Annotated in this window: 19 protein-coding genes and 3 other RNA genes; 12 read left to right on the top strand and 10 right to left on the bottom strand. The window is 40.8% G+C overall.

The window, feature by feature from the left end; all coding sequences use genetic code 11:
* Positions 1 to 103: 103 nt before the first annotated feature.
* The 5 genes from ssrS (F896_RS20350) to F896_RS13675 all read right to left on the bottom strand — a co-directional run bounded on the left by ssrS (F896_RS20350) (position 104) and on the right by F896_RS13675 (position 2,091).
* Positions 104 to 285: non-coding RNA, 6S RNA (gene ssrS, locus F896_RS20350), on the bottom strand.
* Between the two features lie 137 nt (positions 286 to 422).
* Positions 423 to 611, bottom strand: a non-coding RNA gene (gene ssrS, locus F896_RS20355) — 6S RNA.
* 139 nt (positions 612 to 750) lie between these two features.
* Positions 751 to 940: non-coding RNA, 6S RNA (gene ssrS / locus F896_RS20360), on the bottom strand.
* 309 nt (positions 941 to 1,249) lie between these two features.
* Positions 1,250 to 1,534, bottom strand: a complete 285-nt coding sequence (locus F896_RS13680) for a cell division protein ZapA (protein WP_016163025.1) — start codon at positions 1,532 to 1,534, stop codon at positions 1,250 to 1,252.
* 2 nt (positions 1,535 to 1,536) lie between these two features.
* Complete coding sequence (locus tag F896_RS13675) at positions 1,537 to 2,091, bottom strand: hypothetical protein (protein ID WP_004808598.1); 555 nt, start codon at positions 2,089 to 2,091, stop codon at positions 1,537 to 1,539.
* Positions 2,092 to 2,157: 66 nt separating this feature from the next.
* On the opposite strand from F896_RS13675, the gene F896_RS13670 reads away from it, so the two are divergent.
* The 5 genes from F896_RS13670 (at position 2,158) to F896_RS13650 (ending at position 7,494) form a co-directional block, all read left to right on the top strand.
* Positions 2,158 to 2,790, top strand: coding sequence for a UPF0149 family protein (locus tag F896_RS13670; protein ID WP_005202352.1), 633 nt, complete (start codon positions 2,158 to 2,160; stop codon positions 2,788 to 2,790).
* Between the two features lie 69 nt (positions 2,791 to 2,859).
* A complete protein-coding gene (gene pepP, locus F896_RS13665; RefSeq protein ID WP_016163026.1) occupies positions 2,860 to 4,179 on the top strand; it encodes a Xaa-Pro aminopeptidase in 1,320 nt (439 codons plus the stop codon).
* Positions 4,180 to 4,631: 452 nt separating this feature from the next.
* Positions 4,632 to 5,843, top strand: a complete 1,212-nt coding sequence (gene ubiH, locus F896_RS13660) for a 2-octaprenyl-6-methoxyphenyl hydroxylase (RefSeq protein WP_016163027.1) — start codon at positions 4,632 to 4,634, stop codon at positions 5,841 to 5,843.
* Positions 5,840 to 7,072: an FAD-dependent monooxygenase gene (locus F896_RS13655; protein ID WP_016163028.1), complete on the top strand. Its 1,233-nt coding sequence runs from the start codon at positions 5,840 to 5,842 to the stop codon at positions 7,070 to 7,072. The genes ubiH and F896_RS13655 overlap by 4 nt, the downstream gene beginning before the upstream one ends.
* A gap of 173 nt (positions 7,073 to 7,245) precedes the next feature.
* On the top strand, positions 7,246 to 7,494 hold the full coding sequence (locus F896_RS13650) for a hypothetical protein (protein ID WP_005202358.1): 249 nt from the start codon (positions 7,246 to 7,248) through the stop codon (positions 7,492 to 7,494).
* A 24-nt stretch (positions 7,495 to 7,518) separates the two neighbouring features.
* On the opposite strand, the gene F896_RS13645 is transcribed toward F896_RS13650, so the two are convergent.
* Positions 7,519 to 7,968, bottom strand: coding sequence for a MerR family transcriptional regulator (locus tag F896_RS13645; protein WP_016163029.1), 450 nt, complete (start codon positions 7,966 to 7,968; stop codon positions 7,519 to 7,521).
* Positions 7,969 to 8,029: 61 nt separating this feature from the next.
* On the opposite strand from F896_RS13645, the gene F896_RS13640 reads away from it, so the two are divergent.
* Positions 8,030 to 8,671 carry a cation efflux transmembrane domain-containing protein gene (locus F896_RS13640; RefSeq protein ID WP_016163030.1) on the top strand — a complete coding sequence of 214 codons (642 nt, stop codon included), beginning with the start codon at positions 8,030 to 8,032 and terminating at the stop codon, positions 8,669 to 8,671.
* Positions 8,672 to 8,736: 65 nt separating this feature from the next.
* Here the strand turns inward: F896_RS13640 and rsmI are convergent, their stop codons facing one another.
* Entirely contained in the window at positions 8,737 to 9,579 is an 843-nt protein-coding gene (gene rsmI / locus F896_RS13635; RefSeq protein WP_016163031.1) for a 16S rRNA (cytidine(1402)-2'-O)-methyltransferase, read from the bottom strand.
* Positions 9,580 to 9,595: 16 nt separating this feature from the next.
* On the opposite strand from rsmI, the gene F896_RS13630 reads away from it, so the two are divergent.
* The 4 genes from F896_RS13630 to F896_RS13615 all read left to right on the top strand — a co-directional run bounded on the left by F896_RS13630 (position 9,596) and on the right by F896_RS13615 (position 12,603).
* Positions 9,596 to 10,528, top strand: coding sequence for a penicillin-binding protein activator (locus tag F896_RS13630; protein WP_016163032.1), 933 nt, complete (start codon positions 9,596 to 9,598; stop codon positions 10,526 to 10,528).
* Positions 10,529 to 10,540: 12 nt separating this feature from the next.
* Entirely contained in the window at positions 10,541 to 10,945 is a 405-nt protein-coding gene (locus F896_RS13625; RefSeq protein WP_016163033.1) for a YraN family protein, read from the top strand.
* 71 nt (positions 10,946 to 11,016) lie between these two features.
* On the top strand, positions 11,017 to 11,727 hold the full coding sequence (locus F896_RS13620) for a BON domain-containing protein (protein ID WP_004808582.1): 711 nt from the start codon (positions 11,017 to 11,019) through the stop codon (positions 11,725 to 11,727).
* Positions 11,728 to 11,730: 3 nt separating this feature from the next.
* Positions 11,731 to 12,603 (top strand): alpha/beta hydrolase, encoded by an 873-nt coding sequence (locus tag F896_RS13615; RefSeq protein ID WP_005202371.1) that lies wholly within the window; start codon positions 11,731 to 11,733, stop codon positions 12,601 to 12,603.
* An 18-nt stretch (positions 12,604 to 12,621) separates the two neighbouring features.
* Here the strand turns inward: F896_RS13615 and nudC are convergent, their stop codons facing one another.
* From nudC to dnaQ, 3 genes are all read right to left on the bottom strand, one after another.
* Complete coding sequence (gene nudC, locus F896_RS13610; protein ID WP_004808578.1) at positions 12,622 to 13,374, bottom strand: NAD(+) diphosphatase; 753 nt, start codon at positions 13,372 to 13,374, stop codon at positions 12,622 to 12,624.
* Entirely contained in the window at positions 13,374 to 15,020 is a 1,647-nt protein-coding gene (locus tag F896_RS13605; RefSeq protein ID WP_016163034.1) for a hypothetical protein, read from the bottom strand. The genes nudC and F896_RS13605 overlap by 1 nt, the downstream gene beginning before the upstream one ends.
* A 127-nt stretch (positions 15,021 to 15,147) precedes the next feature.
* Complete coding sequence (gene dnaQ, locus F896_RS13600; RefSeq protein ID WP_016163035.1) at positions 15,148 to 16,506, bottom strand: DNA polymerase III subunit epsilon; 1,359 nt, start codon at positions 16,504 to 16,506, stop codon at positions 15,148 to 15,150.
* Between the two features lie 531 nt (positions 16,507 to 17,037).
* On the opposite strand from dnaQ, the gene F896_RS13595 reads away from it, so the two are divergent.
* Together F896_RS13595 and F896_RS13590 are read left to right on the top strand one after the other, a co-directional pair.
* Positions 17,038 to 20,292, top strand: a complete 3,255-nt coding sequence (locus F896_RS13595) for a LysM peptidoglycan-binding domain-containing protein (RefSeq protein WP_016163036.1) — start codon at positions 17,038 to 17,040, stop codon at positions 20,290 to 20,292.
* Between the two features lie 6 nt (positions 20,293 to 20,298).
* Positions 20,299 to 22,140 carry an extracellular solute-binding protein gene (locus tag F896_RS13590; RefSeq protein ID WP_016163037.1) on the top strand — a complete coding sequence of 614 codons (1,842 nt, stop codon included), beginning with the start codon at positions 20,299 to 20,301 and terminating at the stop codon, positions 22,138 to 22,140.
* Positions 22,141 to 22,154 lie beyond the last annotated feature (14 nt).

A 22,154-nucleotide genomic window follows, 5' to 3' on the forward strand; every position in this document is an offset into this window, starting at 1 on the left:
ATTTTTGCAGCCTACTATAAGCCTATTTTTGATGAAATGAAGTAGAAAGGTGAACTCTTAAAAATGTTTTATTGATTGTAAGTTGTTGTTTTTATATTAAAAAAGATACTCCAGAGATGCCGCTGCATGGTCGTTACCCTGAACCCGATGAGTTCAAGGTGGAGGTGACGCATACTTAATGGGTTTCCTACTCGAGGCAGGCATACACTCAAAATACACAGAACACATCCATAAATTTAAGTATCGGCAGGGGAATAGACGTACTGGCGAACACCCTAGAGATGTTTTCTATTATAGTTAAATCAACAACGACCACAAGAGTTAAATATTGTGATTTGTATGTTTTACTAACAATTAGAAAATTAAGTTTAATAAGATTATAAAATCTAAAAACTGGATAAATCATTATTTGAAATCAAATATGGGTCTCCAAAATGCCGCTGCATGTCTTTACCCTTGAACACTAAGGTTCAAGGTGGAGAGCGCTGTATATTATCTGGGTTTCCTACTCAGGGTAGGCATACACGCTAAATATTCAGAAACGCTTTCCGATTAAGAAGGATATCACGGCTCAGGGGAATCAGACCGGCTGGCGTACACCTCAGAGATGTTTTTAATTATAGTGAAATTAGGGGCTGTCGCAAGGGGAGAAAATAGAGAGATTTGTAAGTTAAAGTTTACAGTTAAGGTGTTAAATAGAAGTGACTGAATTGAAAAATATAATAAATAAATCGATTTTTTAATTAAAAAATAATCTCCAGAAGTACCGCTGCATGTCTTTACCCTTGAACACTAAGGTTCAAGGTGGAGAGCGCTGTATATTGTCTGGGTTTCCTACTCAGGGTAGGCATACACGCTAAATATTCAGAAACGCTTTCCGATTAAGAAGGATATCACGGCTCAGGGGAATCAGACCGGCTGGCGAGTACTCCAGAGATGGATTGCATTATAGTGAACTCTGACGATGTTGCAAGGACTCCACTAATATTATTTGTAAGTATAGCTTAACAATGTGTAAGCTTATGTTTAGGTCATTTATGCAAGAAAAGAGCAGGATTATTCATTTTTTCCTGAATAACATTTAAAAAATAAACATATGAATTGACTCTATGTTAATACTTTGATTGAGGTCAAAAGATAGAGAAGTGATAAAAATTACAATGGGAGTAAGATAAAAAGGAAAAATTATTTTTGTGTGAAAGCTTGTTTAATAAAAAAGCCTGAAATTTGCATTTCAGGCTTTTTTCATTCAGATACTTTGTTCAACATCTTCTAGAATAGTTTCTAAAAGCCGTTCGCAATGAGCGTACTGTTGCAAAGATTTATTTAAGCTAAACACTTCTTGTGCCATCTGTAACGCAACCATAATCACAAGCTTATTATGTTCAACTCGTGGGGCACTACGACGCATGTCATGGAATTTTTGATTAAGTAGCTCTGCGGCACGCTCTAACTCTTCACGTTTTTCTTCTGTCGTATTAAGACGGAAAGTCTGTTCAATTAAGCGAAGTTCGACAACGATTGGTTCACTCATGATCAGATCTCCTCTTGGGTTTCAGCATTAGGGTGAGCAAGCTGCTGAATTTCTTGTGCATGCTGATCCTGTGCTGTGCCTAAAATTGAAAGGCGCTGAATAATAGCCTCGACTTTAGATTTTGCTAGCTCATTTTTTTGTAATAAGCGATCACGATCTTGTTGTAAATCTTGAATCTCTTGCTGACTATGGCGTTGCTGTGCTTGTAATTTTTCTTTATTCACACGTAGGTCATTACGCTCAGCCAAGATTTCTTGGAAGCGATTTTTCAAATCAGTGGTGCTTTTCTCTAAGCGGCTATAACGTTCCGCTAAAGTTGTTGCATCTTGATTCAGTTGTTTAAATTGATCTTGTAACTGAGTCAGTTGTTCAGTTAAGTTATCAACTTCTTCCTGCTTTTGCGTGATGATGCTATTTTTCTGCACAATTTGTGCATGTTGGTCCGTTTCAGCTAATTGCTTAGCTTCGGTGAGCGAAGTATTTTCTCGCTCTAAGTGATGTAAGCGTGTTTTTAAAACACCAATATGCGCTTGTAGACGCTGTAATTGTTCTAACATAACGAAGGTCGCACAGAGTTGCAATCAAAGGTAATATATACAGCAGTATAGAGGTTGGATAAACGAATGCAAGACGATATTTCAGGTTGGACAGAATGGAATGCTCATTTTGATGGGATTGAAGAAATTTCAAGTCCAAGTGAGTTACACGGTTTACTAACTGGTATAGTTTGTGTGACACAAGCGCCGACTGAAGATGAATGGTCACAAATCTTAAACACCCTGAATGTGCCTGCTTTACAGCCAGAAGCACTGCAAAGTTTAACCGATGAAGCAGAAGATGTGGCACATGCTTTATCGGATGATGAATTAGATTATTTACCGATGCTCCCAGATGACAACCATTTGCTAGCTGATCGCGTTCAAGCCTTGGCAGATTGGTGTGCAGGCGTAGTACTTGGTTTTGGTTTAGCTTCTGGTCATATTCGTGCAGAAGAACAAGAGTTGATTGAACATTTACAAGATGTTGCAGCTGTTGAGTTTGAAGACTCGGATAATGATGAAGAAGGTGAAGAGAGCTATCAGGAACTGTATGAGTTTGTACGCTTGATTCCTGTCAGCTTATCGATTGGTCGCACCAAGATTCCTGTAGCCGAAAGTTCTTTATTACAAAACTTTCATGCGAAAAGCAGAAATCAAGACAATCCAGCTGATCCACAAACAGTGGTAGAAATGTTTACCCCACATCGTCCGAGTTAACTCGGGCGATGCCTTAACACCTTATAAATAAAGATACTTACAATCATTCATCTTCATCAGAAGGACTATATGAAATTAAGTCAAGCCGATTTTAAACAACGTCGTGATATTCTCGCTGAAAAAATAGGTAGCAATAGCATTGCAATTATTGCGACACGAGCAGAAATGTATCGTAATCGCGATGCTGATTATAAATATCGTGCCGACAGTAGTTTTTATTATCTCACTGGATTTGCTGAGCCCGAGGCAGTTGCGGTTATTGAAACCTTTGCCGAAGGTGAGGAGTATAGCTACAGTTTGTTCTGCCGTGAACGTGATCGTGAAATGGAAATCTGGCATGGCTATCGTGCGGGTATTGATGGCGCGATTGAAATTTATGATGCAGATGAAGCTTATGCGATTGACTTATTAGATGAAGAAATCATCGAAAAAATTCTAAATAAACAGCGTCTTTACTATCGTATTGGTCAGCAAGCTGAGTTTGATGCACGTGTCAGCCAGTGGATTCAAAAGGCAGATGCAGAACAGCGTCGTGGTAGTGCTGCACCTGCTGCGTTGATTCAGCTGGATCGTATTGTTGATGAAATGCGCCTGAAAAAATCAGCACAAGAAATTGAGTTGATGCAGATTGCCTCGAATATCAGTGCCGAAGCGCATACTCGTGCTATGCAAACCGTTAAACCGAATATGATGGAGTATGCACTGGAAGCAGAACTTAATTATATCTTTGGGAAAAACGGCTGCGTACCGTCATATAACAGTATTGTTGGTGGCGGTGAAAATGCCTGTATCTTGCACTATGTTGAAAACAACAAGCCACTCAAAGATGGTGATTTAGTACTCATTGATGCAGCGTGTGAATATGAATTCTATGCGTCAGATATTACGCGTACATTCCCTGTCAATGGTAAGTTTAGTCCTGAACAAAAGGCTTTATATAATATTGTGTTAGAAGCACAGCTTGCTGCAATTGATGTGACACGTATTGGTAATCACTATAAATACCCACATCAAGTTGCAGTGAAAATCTTAACGCAAGGTTTAGTTGATCTTGGTTTGATCAGTGGCGATGTTGATGAATTGATTGAAAGCGAAGCATTCCGTCAGTTCTTTATGCATGGTACAGGTCATTGGCTCGGTATGGATGTACATGATGTTGGTGCATACAAGACTGACGAACATTGGCGCGCTTATGAAGCGGGAATGGTTGTGACGATTGAACCAGGTTTATATGTTGCACCGGATGATGAAACCGTCGATGCAAAATGGCGGGGTATCGGGATTCGTATCGAAGATGATATTGTGGTAACTGAAAATGGTCCATTGGTTTTGACCAAGAATGTAGTGAAAACTGTTGAAGAGATTGAAAGCTTGATGGCAAGCCATTAAGTTGAGATTGAGAAAAGGCTTATCGATAGATAGGCCTTTTTTATTTCGTTTGATGACCAAGACAACTTTTGAATATATTTTAAAAACATAGACCAAACAAAGTACAAATTCCAATCCTGATTTGAGTTAGAGTAAGATAGGCTAGGGGCTATTGATAGTTCACAAATGCTTGTTGCGACAGTGGACATTTTTGAGGTGATACAAGGCATGGCTTATGCAATTTAGTCATTCTAAATAAATAAGCCGTAACGCCGTAGCGACACAAAATGTTCCTGTCCCGTAGGGTTATGGCTAAAACTTCCTTAAACTTTGTTATGAAACTTGACAAGGGGGTGGCCATTGCCTACGTTTCATGCCTCGTTTAAGTTGTTTTAGCCTATAACGCAACGCATAGATGAACTATCAATAGACCCTTAACATCAAGTCATGAAAAACTGATAAGGAATAATATTATGCAGCAACAAGTCATCATTGTCGGTGGAGGTATGGTTGGACTCAGCCTTGCTTTAATGTTGGCAAAATCTAATATCGCAGTAAAGCTATTAGAAGCTGTGAAATATCCGAATTATGATGACGAAAACGTTGCGCCATATCATTCCAGTTTTGATGCACGTAACACGGCATTGTCACGCCGCAGCGTACAGATTTACCAAAAGTTAGGTTTGTGGGAAGCTTTACAGCAACATGCCACACCAATTCTGCAAGTGCATATTACTGAGCAGGGGAGTTTTGGTAAGGCCCGCTTAGTTGCAGAACAAGAAAAAGTAGAAAGCTTTGGGCAAGTGATTGAGAATGCTTGGTTAGGTCGTGTATTGCTGACCCAAGTACGTCAGCAGCCTTTGATTGAATTGATTGATGGGGTACAAGTAACTTCACTGACCCAAGACGTAGATCAAGTCCAAATTGAAGCCATGCGCAATGGTGAATATATCCATTCCTTAAAGTCCAAGTTGGTGATTGCAGCTGATGGTCGTGATTCTTTCTGTCGCCAAGCGATTGGGGTGGGGGTAGATGAGCATGATTATGACCAAGTCGCGATTGTGACCACTGTACAGACTTCTAAGCCGCATCAGCACGTTGGCTTTGAACGCTTTAGCGCATTGGGACCATTGGCCTTGTTACCATTACCAGGTGAATACCGTCGCTCAGTGGTTTGGCCTGTAAAAAAAGGCACTGAAGCTGAGTGGTTGGGTGAAGAAAATGATCAGCACTTCCTCGATGCTTTACAGGAAACCTATGGTGATCGTGCTGGAAAATTTGAAAAAACAGGTAAGCGCTTTAGCTATCCATTGGCTCAGGTTTTGGCACATAAGCAGGCAGTAGGGCGTGTGGTACTGATGGGTAATGCGGCACATACCATTCATCCAGTGGCAGGACAAGGTTTTAACCTGTGCTTGCGTGATGCAGATGTGTTGGTTCGTTTCTTGATGGAGCAACTTGCGAAATCAGATGATATTGGCTCGCCTGAAAAATTACTGGCCTATGAACAATCACGTTTGAAAGATCAGCAACGTGTGATTAAGTTCTGTGATTCAGTGGTGCGTGGTTTCAGTAATCAAAATCCAATCCTCAAATTATTACGCAATACAGGTCTGATTGCATTTGATGTGATTCCAGGCGTTAAGCCTTTAGTTGCTAACTATGCAATGGGGCTAAAAGCATGAGTGAAATCTTAGATGTCGTCATTATCGGTGGTGGTCTGGTTGGCGGTTTAACAGCTTTATTACTCGCGCAAGGTGGGGTACAAGCGACCGTATTGGATGCCGCACCTGTACTTGATCAAGACAAAACTTTGGCTGTGATGAATCCTCGTGTATTGGCACTCAGTCAGGCCACGATTCATTTGCTTAAAACAGTCGATGTCTGGGATGATTTAGTACGCCAAATGCCCTATTCAGGCATGCAAGTCTGGAATAAAAATGGCTATGGTGAAATTAATTTTGGTCATGCTTCAGAGCAGCAACCTCAATCAGATCAGGCATTAGGTTCAATGGTTGAGCCAAGTGTTTTGAATGTTGCGATTCAACAAAAAATGCTGCAACAACTTAAAGACTATCGCACTCAAGTCAAAGTCATTCGGATCGAACAGATTCCACAAGGCTGGTCAATTCAATTGGCAAATGGCACAACATTAAAAACCAAGTTGCTGATTGGTGCAGATGGTGCGAATTCTTTTGTACGTGAGCAGGCGTATATCGATCTAGATGTACTGGATTATAAGCAGGCCGCGATCAGCTGTGCGATTAAAACCACGTGCCCGAATCAATATGTGGCTCGACAGATTTTCCTACCGACAGGACCATTGGCTTATTTACCGATGGCAAGTCTTGATCCTCAAGAAAACGGGTATTGGCAATCAATTGTTTGGACTTTACCAGATGATTATGCTGATGAGTATTCAGCACTCAGCGATCAAGCGTTTATGCAACTATTGACGCAAGAAAGCCTACAAATGTTGGGTGAGGTGGTTGAGGTGCGTTCTAGAGCACAATTTCCATTAAAAGCACGTGCAGCGCAACGCTATATCAAATCAGGCTTAGCACTGATTGGTGATGCCGCGCACGTGATCCATCCTTTGGCTGGACAGGGTGTGAATATTGGTTGTTTAGATGCCGCTGTGTTGTGTGATGTGTTACTACACGATTTAAAACGTGGTGTGTGGGCCAACGAACAGACTTTATTGCGTTATGAACACCAACGTAAGGGTCAAAACGATGCCATGATGCATAGTATGTCTGCGATTGGATGGATTGAAAGTTCAGAATTATTTCCCTTTGTCTGGGCAAGAAATTTTGGTTTGAAACAGGTTGAACAGTTCGATTGGTTTAAGGATCGTTTTATGCAACAAGCCAATGGATTAGGAACATTGAAAGACACACAATATGCATGTTAAAAAATAGTAGATATTTTTTAAACAATCATTTATAAATCAGAGTGAATTTGGTCATAAAAAGTACGTTTTAACAAATATTGTGCTTTGCTAAATCTGAAGAGCTTGCTAAATTCCACCTAGTTCTGATGGCCAAATAGCGATGATGAGAGTTGAGTCATTGTGGGGAGATGAAGATGACGGAAATGAATGATTACGACGAAAACACAGAAGATTCTGCTGTAGACGACGAAGAGGCGAAAGCGGCAGAAAGTGGTGCAGAGAGTGAAGAATCGAGCGCCAATGACGCTGATCTTGCTGAAGCGGAAACTTTAACCGTGACTGCGAAGCAGAAACAGCGCCAAGCTTTAGAAGATGAAGTGGCTGCGTTTCTTGCACGTGGTGGGCGCATTACTGAAGTTCCGCCAGGTGAGCATCAAGATTAAGTCAGTTATGACATAGAAAAAGCATCACGTTTGTGGTGCTTTTTTGTGCTGGTGAGATTCATGTTCACACTCAAGTGGTTGGTGTAACTCTTTTAAAATACCGCATTGTTCAATGGTACGATGTTGTGAACATTGTTGTTTTAAATGGCTTAGATCTTGTTTGAGATGTTCAAGATTTTTAATCTTCTGAGAAACTTCGGCAAGATATTGATCAATCAGATGATCGACCTCCATGCAGGTTTGATTCGGATCTTCGGCTAGACTCTTAAGCTTTTGAATATCCTGTAAGGTGATGCCTAATTCTCGGCAGTGCTTTAAAAATAACAATTCTGAAAGCATTTGTTCCGAATAATGACGGTAATTTCCCGCCGTTCGTTGGGCTTTGTCCAGCAACCCAATTTTTTCGTAATAGCGAATCGTATCTACAGATACACCTGACTTTTTTGCCAATTGCCCAATGCTAAAACTGATCATGCTTGACTCTGGAGTTACTCTAGGGTTTTAAATCACTATAAAAGATTAAGTGAGAAAAGTCATGGCAGGATGTGGATGCAACACAGCATGTGCCCCAGCAAAACAAATTAGTCCAAAATTTAGAAAAGCATTGTGGATTGCGCTCGTTCTAAATGCATTGATGTTCTTTGTCGAAATTATTGGAGGATCACAAGCACGATCTGTGTCATTGTGGGCAGATGCGCTAGATTTTGCAGGTGATGCTGCAAACTATGCCATCTCTTTAGCTGTATTGTCCATGACCCTATACTGGCGAGCAACTGCAGCTTTACTGAAAGGAATTACCATGGCCGCATTTGGTATTTTCGTGATTGTTAAAGTATTCTGGTCATGGTGGCTAGGTGTAACACCTGAACCAATGCTCATGGGGGTGATTGGTGTACTGGCATTGGCTGTCAATGTTATCTGTGCATTGATGCTCTATGCATTCCGTGATGGCGATGCCAATATGCGCTCGGTATGGTTATGTAGCCGTAATGATGCCATTGCCAATATTGCGATTATCGTCGCAGCTGTTGGTGTATTTGGAACTGGGACTATGTTCCCTGATTTATTTGTGGCTTTTATTATTGCGTATTTAGGTGTTTCTTCTGGTTTGGCTGTGATTAAGCAGGCGAGAATAGAAAGAAAACTAGATCAGGTTAATATCATGACTAAGGCCTAAGTCACATTGTTGTTATTTCAAATTGAGATGATAAGGGGAGATTTTTTTTAATCTCCCCTTAGGTTTTATTCATCTTGTTGGGTGAGTTCCAAAGCACGTTGGTACGCCACTTTCTTTTTTATACCTGTCAAATCAGCAGCCAATTGTGACGCCGCTTTTACCGATAAATCTTGTAATAAGCGTTTCAACAACGCATCCAGTTTATCCTGCTCCATATCTTTTTCCGCAGATGCCCCACCGACCACAACCACAATTTCACCCTTTTCTTGGTTGTGATCATTTTCGATAAAAGTAACCAATTCTTTTAAAGTCATCTTCTTGATGGTTTCAAAAGTTTTGGTAATTTCACGGGCAAAACCAACAGGTCGGTCTTCACCAAAGACTTGCACCATATTTTTGATGCTGTCTAAAATACGATGAGGTGCTTCGTAGAAAATCAAGGTCTGGGTTTCATCCTTGAGCTTTTCAAGCTGGCTGATTCGTTGCGATGCTTTCGATGGTAAAAAACCCTCAAAGCTAAAGCGGTCACTCGGTAAACCCACTGCACTTAATGCCGCAATTGCTGCACAAGCACCCGGTACTGGAATGACACGAATGCCATGTTCTTGAGCGGCACGAACCAGCTTAAAACCTGGGTCGCTAATCAGGGGAGTACCAGCATCACTGATTAATGCAACATTTTCTCCTTTTAACATTCTTTGGAGAAGTTGATCAATTTTGTTACTTTCGTTGTGATCATGACACGCTGTGAGTGGAGTTGAGATATTATAATGTTTGAATAATTGAGCAGATTGACGAGTGTCTTCTGCGGCAACTACCGATACAGATTTTAAAATATCAATTGCACGAAAGGTCATGTCATCTAAGTGCCCAATCGGGGTTGCTACAACAAATAATTGAGCACTCATAAAAGGTAACTCCCTAATGTATTACAAAAAATATTGGCTGCTACTATGTTTGGCGGCATGTGTGAGTCCAGTTTATGCGGACGTACTGGTGATTCTACCTGAATCTGGTACGATGGCGCGAGCTGGTCAGAGCATCAAACGTGGTTTCTTGAGCGCTTATACAGCATCTGGCAGCAAAGAAAAAATCATTTTTGTAGATTCAGCAAAAAACAACATCGATACGATTTTTAAGAAAAGGGTCAACAGTAAGACTCGACTGATTGTTGGGCCATTGGCGCGACCTGAAATTGAAACTGTGATGCAACTGAATCCCGCAATTCCTGTAATTGCATTAAATGATGTGAATAACCAGACCACCAATGTATGGCAATTCAGTTTGGCAAAACAGCATGATGCTGTTGCATTAACTCAATTATTGAAGAAAGACAAAATTAAAAACTTATTGGTATTGCGCCAAGCTGGAACTGAATCTGCAACAGAACTATTTATGATGGCACTCATGTCTGAATTTGGTTCTGATATTCATGTGGTTAACGAACTACCAAAAAAACTTGCGCGTAGAGACGGGCTGTTATTGTTGGGCGATCAACAGTGGTTAGAGCAACTAGGACCTTTACCTGAAAAAAATATTTATGCTACTGCGTTGAGTATTGAGCAAGACAAGAGTATTCCGATGGGGCTTAGTTTTTGTGATACACCAGCTTTATATAACGGACAATGGGCAGACCTAGTCGCTGCATATAAAGAACAACCAGAAAATATGGCGTTTCAACGCTTATTGGCCTTTGGTGGTGATGCATGGAGTATTAGTCAGCAATTTTTAAATAGCCCAGATCGACACTTTTCCTTTGAAGGTCGAACTGGGGCAATTGATGTGAAAGACGGGAAAGTTTATCGCCAATCTTATTGCTATCAACAGCAGAAAAAGGGTATTCAAGCATTAAAATAAGATCGGGCAGGTATGTCACAGCAAAAGCATGACTTAGGGCAATGGGCTGAACAAACAGCGCTTGCTCTTTTGCAGTCTCAGCACTATTTATGTGTAGATCGAAACTATCATTCGCGTTATGGTGAAATTGACTTAATTGTTAAAAGGGACAATGAACTGGTCTTTGTAGAAGTCAAAGCCAGATCAGCAGGGAGTTATGCCGAGGCTTGTGAAGTGATTTCACTTGCTCAGCAACGTAAAATTATTAAGACAGCACAAATTTTTTTACAGAAATCTCCACATTATGGTGACTTTGATTGTCGTTTTGATGTGATTTGTTTTGATTTTCCACAGAAAATTGCAAAAACAGTACAACCAGATTTTTCAAAATTGCAGTATGATCAGCAATGGATTGAACACGCATTTACTTTAGATTAATTAAGAAGCCTAATCTAAAGCTAAATATTGAAAATTGAACAAATTTGTTTGTAGATAGGGAGTCTTGCCAAGTGTTAAAACGTTTATCGATTACGTTGCTTTGCGCTGCAAGTTTATCGGGATGTGCTAGTTTTATTTCTGGTGGCACAGGAAGTTCACCCGTTGGAACGAACAGTGGTGAACGTAGTCTTGGGCAGATTTTTATTGATTCTTCGATCAAGCGTACTGCAAATATTAATTTGTACAAATTAGATCACCGCTTTAAACAGTCTCGTATCAACATTGAAAGCTTCCACAGCAATGTTTTATTGACAGGACAAGTCCCTGATCCATATTTAAAACAACTGGCAGAAGATAACTTACGCTCAATGTCAGATGTAAAAGCCGTACATAACTATATTACGGTAGGTGACAAGGTTGGTTATAACACCATCATGCAAGATGCAACGGTGACTGCAAATACTCGCGGTTTGTTGATGAAAGCCCCTGTAGTATCTGACAGCAAAGTATTAGTGCATACTGAAAATGGTGTGTTATATGTGATGGGACGTTTAAATACTGCTGAATCAAGAGATTTAGATGACGTCTTACAAAAAGTTGGAAATGTGACTAAAATTGTGACACTGATTGACAATACGGATCAACCTTCAGGCACTGTTGCTAGTTCAACAGCAGCAGCACCAATGGTGGGCACTGTGACTACACAGCCTTTAGTTGAGACACCTGTTGCAATTGATCCTGATCAGGCGGAACCTGCGACCATTACTCCAACTAATCCTTAATTTATGAAGCAACTTATTCAACAAGTACAAGAAAATGTAATAAAGGCGAAAAACCTCTATCAGGAGTTTCGCCTTTATGATTTTGCCAGTTATTCGATCAATTACCTGACACCCAAAGATACCTTTGAAAAAGAAGAGCATCTTGCCTATGGATTGAAAGCAAGACAGCGTTTGGATCTGTATCGAACTAAAAATCCTAAAAAGCAAAGACCGCTTATCGTATTTGTACATGGCGGGTCTTGGCAGCATGGTAACAAACGTGAGTATCTGTTTATTGGGGAAACGTTTGCCCGTGAAGGTTATGATGTTGCAGTGATTAACTACCATCTTGCACCAGAACATATCTTCCCGACCTTTATTGATGATATTGCTCAAGCCATTCATTATTTAAATCAGAATCAGAGCAAGCTAAATATCTCGACAGATAACATCATTTTAATGGGACATTCTGCGGGTGCGTTTAATGTGATGTCTGTGGTGTATTCTGCCTATTCACAAAATTTTAAATACAAAGAAAATATTAGAGCAATTGTGGGGATGGCTGGGCCATATCACTTTGACTACAAGGGTGATCCTTTAGCTGAACATGCTTTTGATCAGAAAGTATCGTATCAACAAGTGATGCCGTATTACTTTATTGAGCCGAATCAAATTAAGCATTATTTGCTGATGGCTGAACAAGATCAGTTGGTTGGCAAAGAAAATAGTTTTGATCTAGATAAGGCGTTAAGAGAAAAAGGCAATCATAGTCATATCGCCGTGATTCCAAAGACAGGGCATATTACCATTGTGGCGACACTGGCCAGTTTGATGAGCCATTATTTCAAAACCAAACGGACGATCCTGCACTTTTTGGATGAAGCCTTAGACCCCTAATCAATGAAAAAGCATCGTTTAAGATGCTTTTTTATTGTCGATAATTTGCATGATCATGCTATGGGCAATACTGCCTTTAAATGGAATTTCTGGAAGTTGATCAAATTTAAAAAACGCTGCTTCACTGATTTCCTCGAGCTGCAATTGGATATCACCTGAATCATATTCAGCATGGAAGGCAATCATTAAATTACTAGGAAATGGCCAAGGTTGGCTAGACATATAACGAATATTTTTAAGTTTGAGTCCAACTTCTTCAAATGCTTCACGTTGCACGGCTTCTTCTAAAGTTTCACCCACTTCAACAAAACCAGCAATTAAGCCATGCATATTACTTTTGTTATGCGCTGATTTGGCAAGCAAAATCTCATCGTTACCTTTGGTGATAATGGTAATGATACAAGGCTGTACGCGAGGATATTGATGGTAAGCACAACTTGGGCAAACCATGGCATATTCTTTAGGGTGAATTTCAGTCGCATGACCACAGTGGCTACAGAATTTGTGGTTGCGTCGCCATTCAAGTAATTGAACCGCTCGACTGGCTTGTAGGAAATCACTACTCGACCAAGACTGAATCAATTCCCGAATCGGAACTAATTGATAGCCTTCAGGAATAGATTCATTTTCAAGCAGATCACGTGCGATGACGTGATCATTATGATGGATTGGTAAGTCACTTGCTAATTTCTCAACTTGGGGGAGTTGAAGGTTTTGGTCGACTAACAGTTTTTGGTGTTGAAAAATATAAGCAAGTGATAGTTGAGTCATTATGCGGCTATGGTTTGTAATTGCTGACTGTTTGATAATGCCACATCAAACATAGATTGCAATACAGGTTGCTTGTTCTTTAAGTTCTCAACCAGTAAATCTAGCCCTGCGACAACGTTTAAGATGCAATTAATTTGTTCGGCATCGAGAGGCTGATTTTGCGCTAAACGATATTGGGCAAAGTGCGCTGCACCCAATAAAGCAGTTTGTTGAGCTGAACTACCTAAGAACAGGGCAGCACCTGAAAGTTCCTTCAGATACACGGGTAAAGCTTCTAAGCTATGTGCTGTAGGATCTTGCACATAGAGACTTAATGTTTGCGTTAAAGTATCAATCAGGGTTTTCGTTTCAGTCAATAACGCTTTATGTGCTTCATCTAAACGATCAAGCGAGATTTGCATGTTATTGACACGTAACTGTAAACGACTAGACGTGTAATTACGTTCCAAAATCCCAATCGAATTCATTGAAGCCAAAATACTATTCATTAACTGTTGTACCGAAGTCGCATCCGTTAACGTATTGGGTTGGCTTAATTTTTCCGCTTGTTGGGTTAACTCTCGCGCTGCTTCATTTAGATTTAGTACTTTGAAAACATTCGAAAGCTGATGTAGCTTTTGTTGCAGTTCTTGGGTTTTTTCAGCTGACATATTTTGATGGTTGTATTCAATCTCATTTCGGATTTGAGCCATCTCATCTGTCATTAACTGGCTAATCGTGTGCACAGTTTCGTAGTCAGGGCCATATAAATGACGGCTTAGTACTTGTAGTTGCGTATCACTGAGCAACTCATCACCAATATTGAGTTGATCACGAATATGCTGTGACACATCATCTTCTTGGCTAATACAAATACACAAGATGTCTGCAAGATCTGCAATGGTGTTTTTAAAGCTGGCCGATTGAGCGAGGAATTTACCGATATTGGTTTCAATTTGAATCAACGTACGTAAGCGTGCTTCGGTAATTGAAAGCTCATTAATATGGCTTAGACCCACATTGACCAACTGCCAGTATTGTTGACTTGGTTGACCCGTCGCTAAACCCGCAAGATAAACGCCGACCAATTTGATCCCTTGTAGATCAAGCGGAGTTTCTGATTGCTTAATGAGCTTGTTTAAACACAATTTATAAAGCTGATGAATATACTGTGATTGTTCCAAGCTTGGTGCTTGCGGCAAATTAAAACTCGGAGTTATGAACTCAAGCAATGGCTGTACCGTTTGACCTTCTTTGGTCAGTGGTTTGCCTAAGGCTTTTTCTAAACGGTTCAGTGTATCGAGTAGGAATTGAGGAACTTTTACTTCACGTAAACAAATGAATTCGATATAACGCTTCAGCATGGTGGTACCTTCACTGAGCGCAATAACATCATTGGTTTGGATTTGCTGTGGTTGCGCCATAATTTTGCGCATCAGCTCAGCAGAGTATTGAGTAATTTGTGATAAATGTGGCATATCAATTAACGCGAGAACTTGCGTACATTGTTCAAACTGGTTCAGCGCATCATCAATCCCGAAAGGTAGTGCTTGTTCTTCGGCAAGGGTATTGACTGCTGTTTCTACCAATTTAATCGAATTGTCGATTTCATTTTTTATTATTAATAATGCCGTTGGGTCGAAATGAATCGAGGTTTGGTAAGACATATGACCTACACCTTTCCTAAGTTGTTATATCCATGGACCTCCTTTTTTAGGAGGCCTAAATCTTTAAAGGTTAATATAACTTAACTTTAGAAGCTTGAAATACAAAAAATTACATTGACTGGAAAATTTATTTTGCGAAAAGGCAAGGCTCTCCATGTTTTTGTTCAAATTGTTTGACCCAGGTCTCATGTTCATTTAGTTCATGTTCAGAAGGTTGAATCACAGGTAAGTCAACTTGGACACGCGGGCGGGTCGATTTATTTTGATTTTGTTCTGTTTGGGAAAGGGCATCCATATCAAATGAAACTTGCCCACCGGTCATTGCAAGGTAAACATCGGCTAAGATTTCAGCATCGAGTAAGGCACCGTGGAAAGTACGATCTCGCGCTGGAATTTCATAACGGCGTACCAAAGCATCCAATGAGTTCTTTTGGCCAGGATGCTTATTCTTGGCAAGTGCCAAGGTATCGGTAACCTCACAAACCTCAGATAATAAAGGTAAGCCAGCACGTTTGAACTCCATATCCAAGAAGTTCATATCGAAGGTCGCGTTATGCGCGATAATTTCAGCGCCTTTTAAGAAGGCAAAAAGCGTATCGGAAATTTCAGCGTATTTAGGTTTGTCTTTTAAAAAGTCATCGCTGATACCATGCACATTTTCAGAATCACCGACGGGTTTTTCTGGATTGATATAGATATGAATTGAACTACCCGTGAGTTTACGATTGATCATTTCAATCGCACCGACTTCAATAATACGGTCGCCATCTTGATAGTAAAAACCAGTGGTTTCCGTATCAAGAATGAGCTGGCGAGGGCCTTGGAGATGCACTTTGGCTTCTGTAATGACAATATTTGGGTGTTGATTTAATGGGGCAGCTTCGACTACCACTTCATCTGATACTACATTTTCATCCATATTATCCAAGACTTCTTCAAGTTCTGATTCTTCGATCATTTCATCGCTATCCATATCAATATCTAATCCGAAAGGGTCATTTAAGAGCCAATCGGATTCAGGCTTTTTTGTATCAGCGTTAGCCTGTGTTGGCGATTTTAGTTGTTGCGCGATTTGTTCTGCACCTAAATTTGCCAATTGGTCTGCCATTTCATTACCAGCATGTCCAGCATGGCCTTTAATCCAGTTCCATTCGATCTCTCGGTTGGCACAGACCGCATCGAGTTTCTGCCATAAATCAGGATTTTTAACGTCTTTCCAATTCTTTTTTTTCCAGCCATGAATCCATTCAGTAATACCTTGTTTGACATAATTGGAGTCTGTCCAAATAATTAAACGGGCATCGGTGGGGCAAAAAGAAACGCCTTCGATTGCGGCTTGAAGCTCCATACGGTTATTGGTTGTTTCAGGTTCACCACCAAACAGCTTGTGTTCACCTTGTTCGGTAATGACATACGCGCCCCAACCCCCAAGACCTGGGTTACCCTTGCATGCGCCATCAACGTAAAGTGTGATTGTTTGTGACATATTTGAACCTGAACAATAAGCAGAATAAGAAGTTGAATATTTTAATCGCACAAAAGGCTGGTCAATATTCAAGTGTTACTTAAGCATATAACAAAAGAATAAGGCTTTTACTTGAGCTAAAATAAGCAGGGAATTTTAGCATCCTCATAACAATAACAGCTATTGTAAAGCTAAATTTGGCGTCTGAACGTTACAAAACTCATCTTTTTTAATTTCTTGTAACATTTCCATGCAAATCACGTTAAATTATTGCCTTGTCTAAGTGACATGCTTTACTACAATGGCTAAGTCTGTTGACGTTTCACAGATGACAGAAGAGTTTTGCCTTGTGCTGTGATCAAAGCAGTGCTTTGCACTTGCTCAGGTCATGGCTAAAACTTTTCCAAACTTCGTTGTGAAACTTGACAAAGAGCGGTGATTGTCTTTGTTCCATGCCTTGTTTGAATTGTTTAGCCTATAACGTATGCATGGTTGAAACATCAATAGCCCCTAATTAAGAAATAAACTAGCGTGAGTTGACTGGAAGTTTTTATGTATAAATCGAGCACATTGGTGTCGCAAGCATCTGCAACATCATTATTCAAAATTACTGTACTCACTTCTGCTCTCGTTGCGTTGGGAATCACCACAGGTTGTTCTTCAACACCTAAATCAAGTAAAACCTCGTCTTCAAAGCAAGCTGGTTCAGGTTATTTAGATGCAAGCAGTTTAGATTCACTTGAAGACTTATTGTCTGCAACCGACATGCGTGCTGTGGAAGGCGATCGTTTGTTGGTACTGAAACATGGTGATGTGTGGAAACGAATGACGGTTGGATTCAAGATGGACTTGAACCATTGGGATTCACGAATTGAAGCACAACGTAGCTGGTTTATTTCTCGTCAACCGTATTTAGATCGTTTAAGCGCGCGTGCCAGCCGCTATTTATATCACACAGTAAAAGAAGCTGAACGTCGTGGTATGCCGACAGAATTGGCATTACTGCCGATTATCGAAAGCTCGTATGACCCAGCAGCAACCAGTAGTGCGGCAGCAGCAGGTCTATGGCAGTTCATCCCAAGTACAGGGCGTATTTATGGTTTGCAACAGACCAGCCTCTATGATGGACGTCGTGATGTCGTCGAATCGACACGTGCTGCGTATGAATTCTTTGGTAGCTTATATAATCAGTTTGGTTCATGGGAACTGGCATTAGCTGCATATAATGCGGGACCAGGTCGTATTCAACAGGCGATTAACCGTAACCGCGCAGCAGGTTTACCAACAGATTATTGGTCATTGAAACTTCCACAAGAAACCATGAACTATGTTCCTCGGTTCTTGGCTGTTGCTCAAATTATTAAAAACCCTGGTGCATATGGTGTGAGTTTACCGCCAATTGCAAACCGTCCTCACTTCCGTGAAGTGAGTCTGGCTGGTCCAATGGATCTCAACCAGATTGCATCGATTACGGGGTTAAGTCGAGCTGAGCTCTATGCACTGAACCCTGCTTATCGTGGCGAAACGGTCGACCCAATGAGCCCAATGCGGATTTTAATCCCAGCAGACTTAAGTCCTTCGATTGATACAAAATTACGTTCTGGTAAGGCGAGCTCTGGTGGATTCTGGGCAAGCAATAAAACCCCACCGCCAATGAATACCAATCCATTGAGTAGCTCAACAACGATTCGTACAACGACCAATAGTGGGCAAAGTATTACTGCTTCGACAGCAACGCCGCCCAATTTAACGGCAAGTAATACAACACGTCCGACAACTTCCTCAATCAGTACCAGTAAAGTTAATACGCCTAGAGGTTCGGATGCGTTGGCTTCATTTGCTGCGGGAGCTGATGTGCCAAGTGCACCACGTATTCCTGTCGCAATCACGCCTGCTGCGAATATTAAACCAGTAAAAATTGAGCCGCCGATTTCATCTAAAGAGCGTGAGCAAATTACGGCTGCAATTAAAGAAGAAGACAAAAAAGAAACGGTTGCACAGGTATTAGAGCCACAAGCGACTCAAGCTGAGAAAGATCAAGTTGTTGCAGAAATTAAGGCAATTGCACCAAAAGGCACAGAAATTGTTGATCCATTCGATGGCAAAATTAAATTAACTGCGATTCAAACCAGTCAATCGGTTGCTGATGAAAAAGGTCAAGAGGTGAGCCGAGGCTTCTCTTATCCAAAAAACTTGGTTGAAGATACTGCCACTGCAAACAGTGAGGACGCCAAACGCAACCAAGGCAAGCCATACATTAAAACCGATACGGATGTTGTCGTTGTTGCACCAAAAGGCAAGCGCAGCACCTATGTGGTACAGCCTGGTGATACTTTAGCTGTGATTGCGCAAAAAAACGGCGTGAACTGGCGTGATGTTGCCAAGTGGAACCAGATTGATCCAAACGGTACCTTATTCGTTGGTGCAAGCTTATATTTATATGATGCCAAACCAGAAGCACCTAAAGCTGCTGAAAAGCCAGAGAGCTATGTGGTGCAGTCGGGTGATAGCTTAACCAACTTGGCTTCACGCTTTGATTTAACTCTGAAACAGTTGGCGGATTATAATAATTTGTCTGTGACTGATGGTTTGTTCGTTGGGCAAAAATTAACATTGATTGAGCCAAAGAATAATACCCGTACAACGCAACAGGCAGTACGTGCGACTGACAGTAAGGCAACAACGACTCAAAAAGTTGCAACCAAATCATATACGGTGAAGCGTGGCGAATATTTAAAGCTGATTGCGGATCGTTATGCATTATCGAATCAGGAATTGGCTGATTTGACCTCTGGTTTAACTGCGAGCAGTAGCTTGTTCGTTGGACAAAAAATTAATGTGCCGTTACACGAAGTTTCCTCAACTCAGGACACACCTGAGCCAACGAAGACGAACGTAAAATACGAAAATGTCAGTGCATCGACTAACTATAAAACTGAAAGTTATACCGTACAGCGTGGCGACACTTTATCAAGTATTGCAACCAAGTCGAAAATTAGCTTGAGCGAGTTGGCTGAGCTAAATAATTTGAAGTCAAATAGCGGCGTGCGTTTGGGTCAAAGTATCAAGATTCCTGCGGGTTCAACTGTACCTGATCAGTATGTGGTGCAGTCGGGTGATAGTTTGAATGCGATTGCCGCCAAGTACAACCTGCAACTGAGTTATGTGGCCGATCTAAATGGCTTGGAAAGAACGTCGGGCGTACGTGTTGGTCAACGTCTGAAACTGACGGGTGATGTGCCTACAAAAACCACTGTAAGCAATACGAGCAAATCGAGAGAAGAAACTACACCTGATGTTTATACGGTTAAATCTGGTGATACTTTAGGCAATATCGCGAGTCGTCATAATTTACAGCTCGATTATGTTGCTGGTTTAAATGGTTTAACGCGCGGCAGTAATGTTCGTATCGGTCAAAAGCTCAAATTGACAGGTGATTTACCGAAAGCTGAAACCGCAAAGGTAGACAACAGCAAAACAACACCAAAAGCATCAGCACCAAGCCGTAATACTGAAAGATATAGTGTCAAAGCAGGTGAATCTTTGAACAGTATTGCTAATCGTTTTGGGATGTCTGGTCGTGAATTAGCTGAATTAAATGATCTGAAAGCCAATGCAAGCTTGCAACGTGGTCAAAGTATTTCAGTCCCTAAAACAGTAAGTGAATACAAAGTAAAACGTGGTGATACGCTGATTGGTTTGGCAAGCCGCTATGGTTTAGATACTGGTGCGCTGGCAGAAATGAATGATTTAACACCAAGTACCCAGTTACGTATCGGTGATGTGATTAAAGTACCTAACCTGTAATTGTAAATGATTCATTTACGCTTAATCAAAAGGCTTAGTCTATATGCTGGACTAAGCCTTTTTACTCAGTCTTCATTTGCGGCGATGCAAACCACGCCGTATTTGGCGATGCATGTGCAACCAAAATATACTCAGCTTAAGGTAATGCCTTATGCCAATGCGAATGCACCTAAAGGCGGTATTCTGAGTCAATCGAGTTTGGGGACATTTGATAATTTAAACAGCATGAACGGCAAGGGTAGTTCAACTGAAGGTGTCAATTATCTATTTGATAGTTTGATGGATCGTTCGCTGGACGAGCCGCGTGTGATGTATCCATTACTTGCAGAAAAGGTCAGTTACGATCCTGATCAGCTGCAATCTGTGACCTTCCACTTGAATCCACAAGCACGATTTAATAATGGTCAGCCTGTAACTGCTGAAGATGTGAAATTTACCTTCGATACTTATCAGACCAAAGCGAATTTAGGCTTTCAAATGTATTTGTCAGATTTAGCTAAAACTGAAGTGTTATCTAAACATCAAATCAAATTTATTTTTAAGTCTAAGAATAATGTGGAAATGCCATTGATTGTGGCGAGCCTGCCGATCTACTCAAAATTAGATTGGAAAAATAAGGACTTTGGTCGTGTCACCCTTCAACCGATTGTCGGTTCAGGTCCTTATGTGGTGGATCGTATAGATGCAGGGCGTAGTATTACCTATAAGCGCAGTCCAAACTATTGGGGCAAAGATTTGCCAGTAAACAAAGGCCGCTATAATTTTGATCGACTGAAATATGTGTATTATCGAAATTTAGATGTCAGTTTTGAAGGGTTTAAATCTCGACAATTCAATTTGTACGAAGAAAAAAATATCCGTAATTGGGTTACAGCCTATAACTTTCCAGCAGTAAAATCAGGTTTAGTCAAAAAGTATAAAGTGCAGTTAGCTACTCCTCTAGATATTCAAAGCTTGGTGTTTAATATCCGCCGTTCGCCACTCAATGATATTTATCTACGTCAGGCATTAACCTACGCTTATGATTTTGAGTGGCAGAATAAGGCACTGTTCTTTAATCAAAATCAGCGTTTACAAAGTTACTTTGATAATACTGATTTGGCTGCAACTGGCCGACCTAGTGCCGCTGAATTAAACGTATTAAAGCCATTTTTGGCCCAGTTCAATCCAGTGATACGCCAAGGTATTTTGGCTGATTGGCGCTATCCTGTTTCTGATAGCAGTGGTTTCAATCGGCAGAATTTATTGACTGCACAACACATCTTAAAAGATGCTGGCTATCTGATTCGGAACGGTCAGTTATATGATCGAACCGGTAAAGCCATTCGAATTGAATTATTGATGCAACAGGAAAACCCACAGCGTGAATTAATGCCTTTTGTGCGGAATCTGAAGCGTTTAGGCATTCAGGTTCAACTACGGCAGGTGGATGTGCCGCAATATATGGAGCGAATTCGACATCAAGATTTTGATATGATGGTGTTGAAATTGCCCCAAACTTTAACTCCAGGGAAAGAACAAGCCCAATTCTGGGGAAGTGCAGCAGCAGATGAGGCTGGCAATTATAATTATTCAGGGATTAAGAATCCTGCGATTGATCAGATGATTGCGAAAATTGTGGCAGCAAAAACCCGTGAAGAAGTGGTGTTATACACACGCGTGCTCGATCGTTTATTACGCGCAGGATACTACCAAATTTTGACTTATGGAAAACCTGAACGTTGGTTTGCCTACTGGGATATCTATCAGCAGCCTTCGGTTAAGCCGAAACTTTCTGTAGGATGGGAGTATTGGTGGGTGGATACAGATAAAGCTAAGAAACTTGATCAATCCGTGCAGAAACACTGAATTAAAAGAATTAA

This window comes from Acinetobacter genomosp. 15BJ (genome assembly GCF_000400715.1).
Taxonomy (GTDB): Bacteria; Pseudomonadota; Gammaproteobacteria; order Pseudomonadales; family Moraxellaceae; genus Acinetobacter.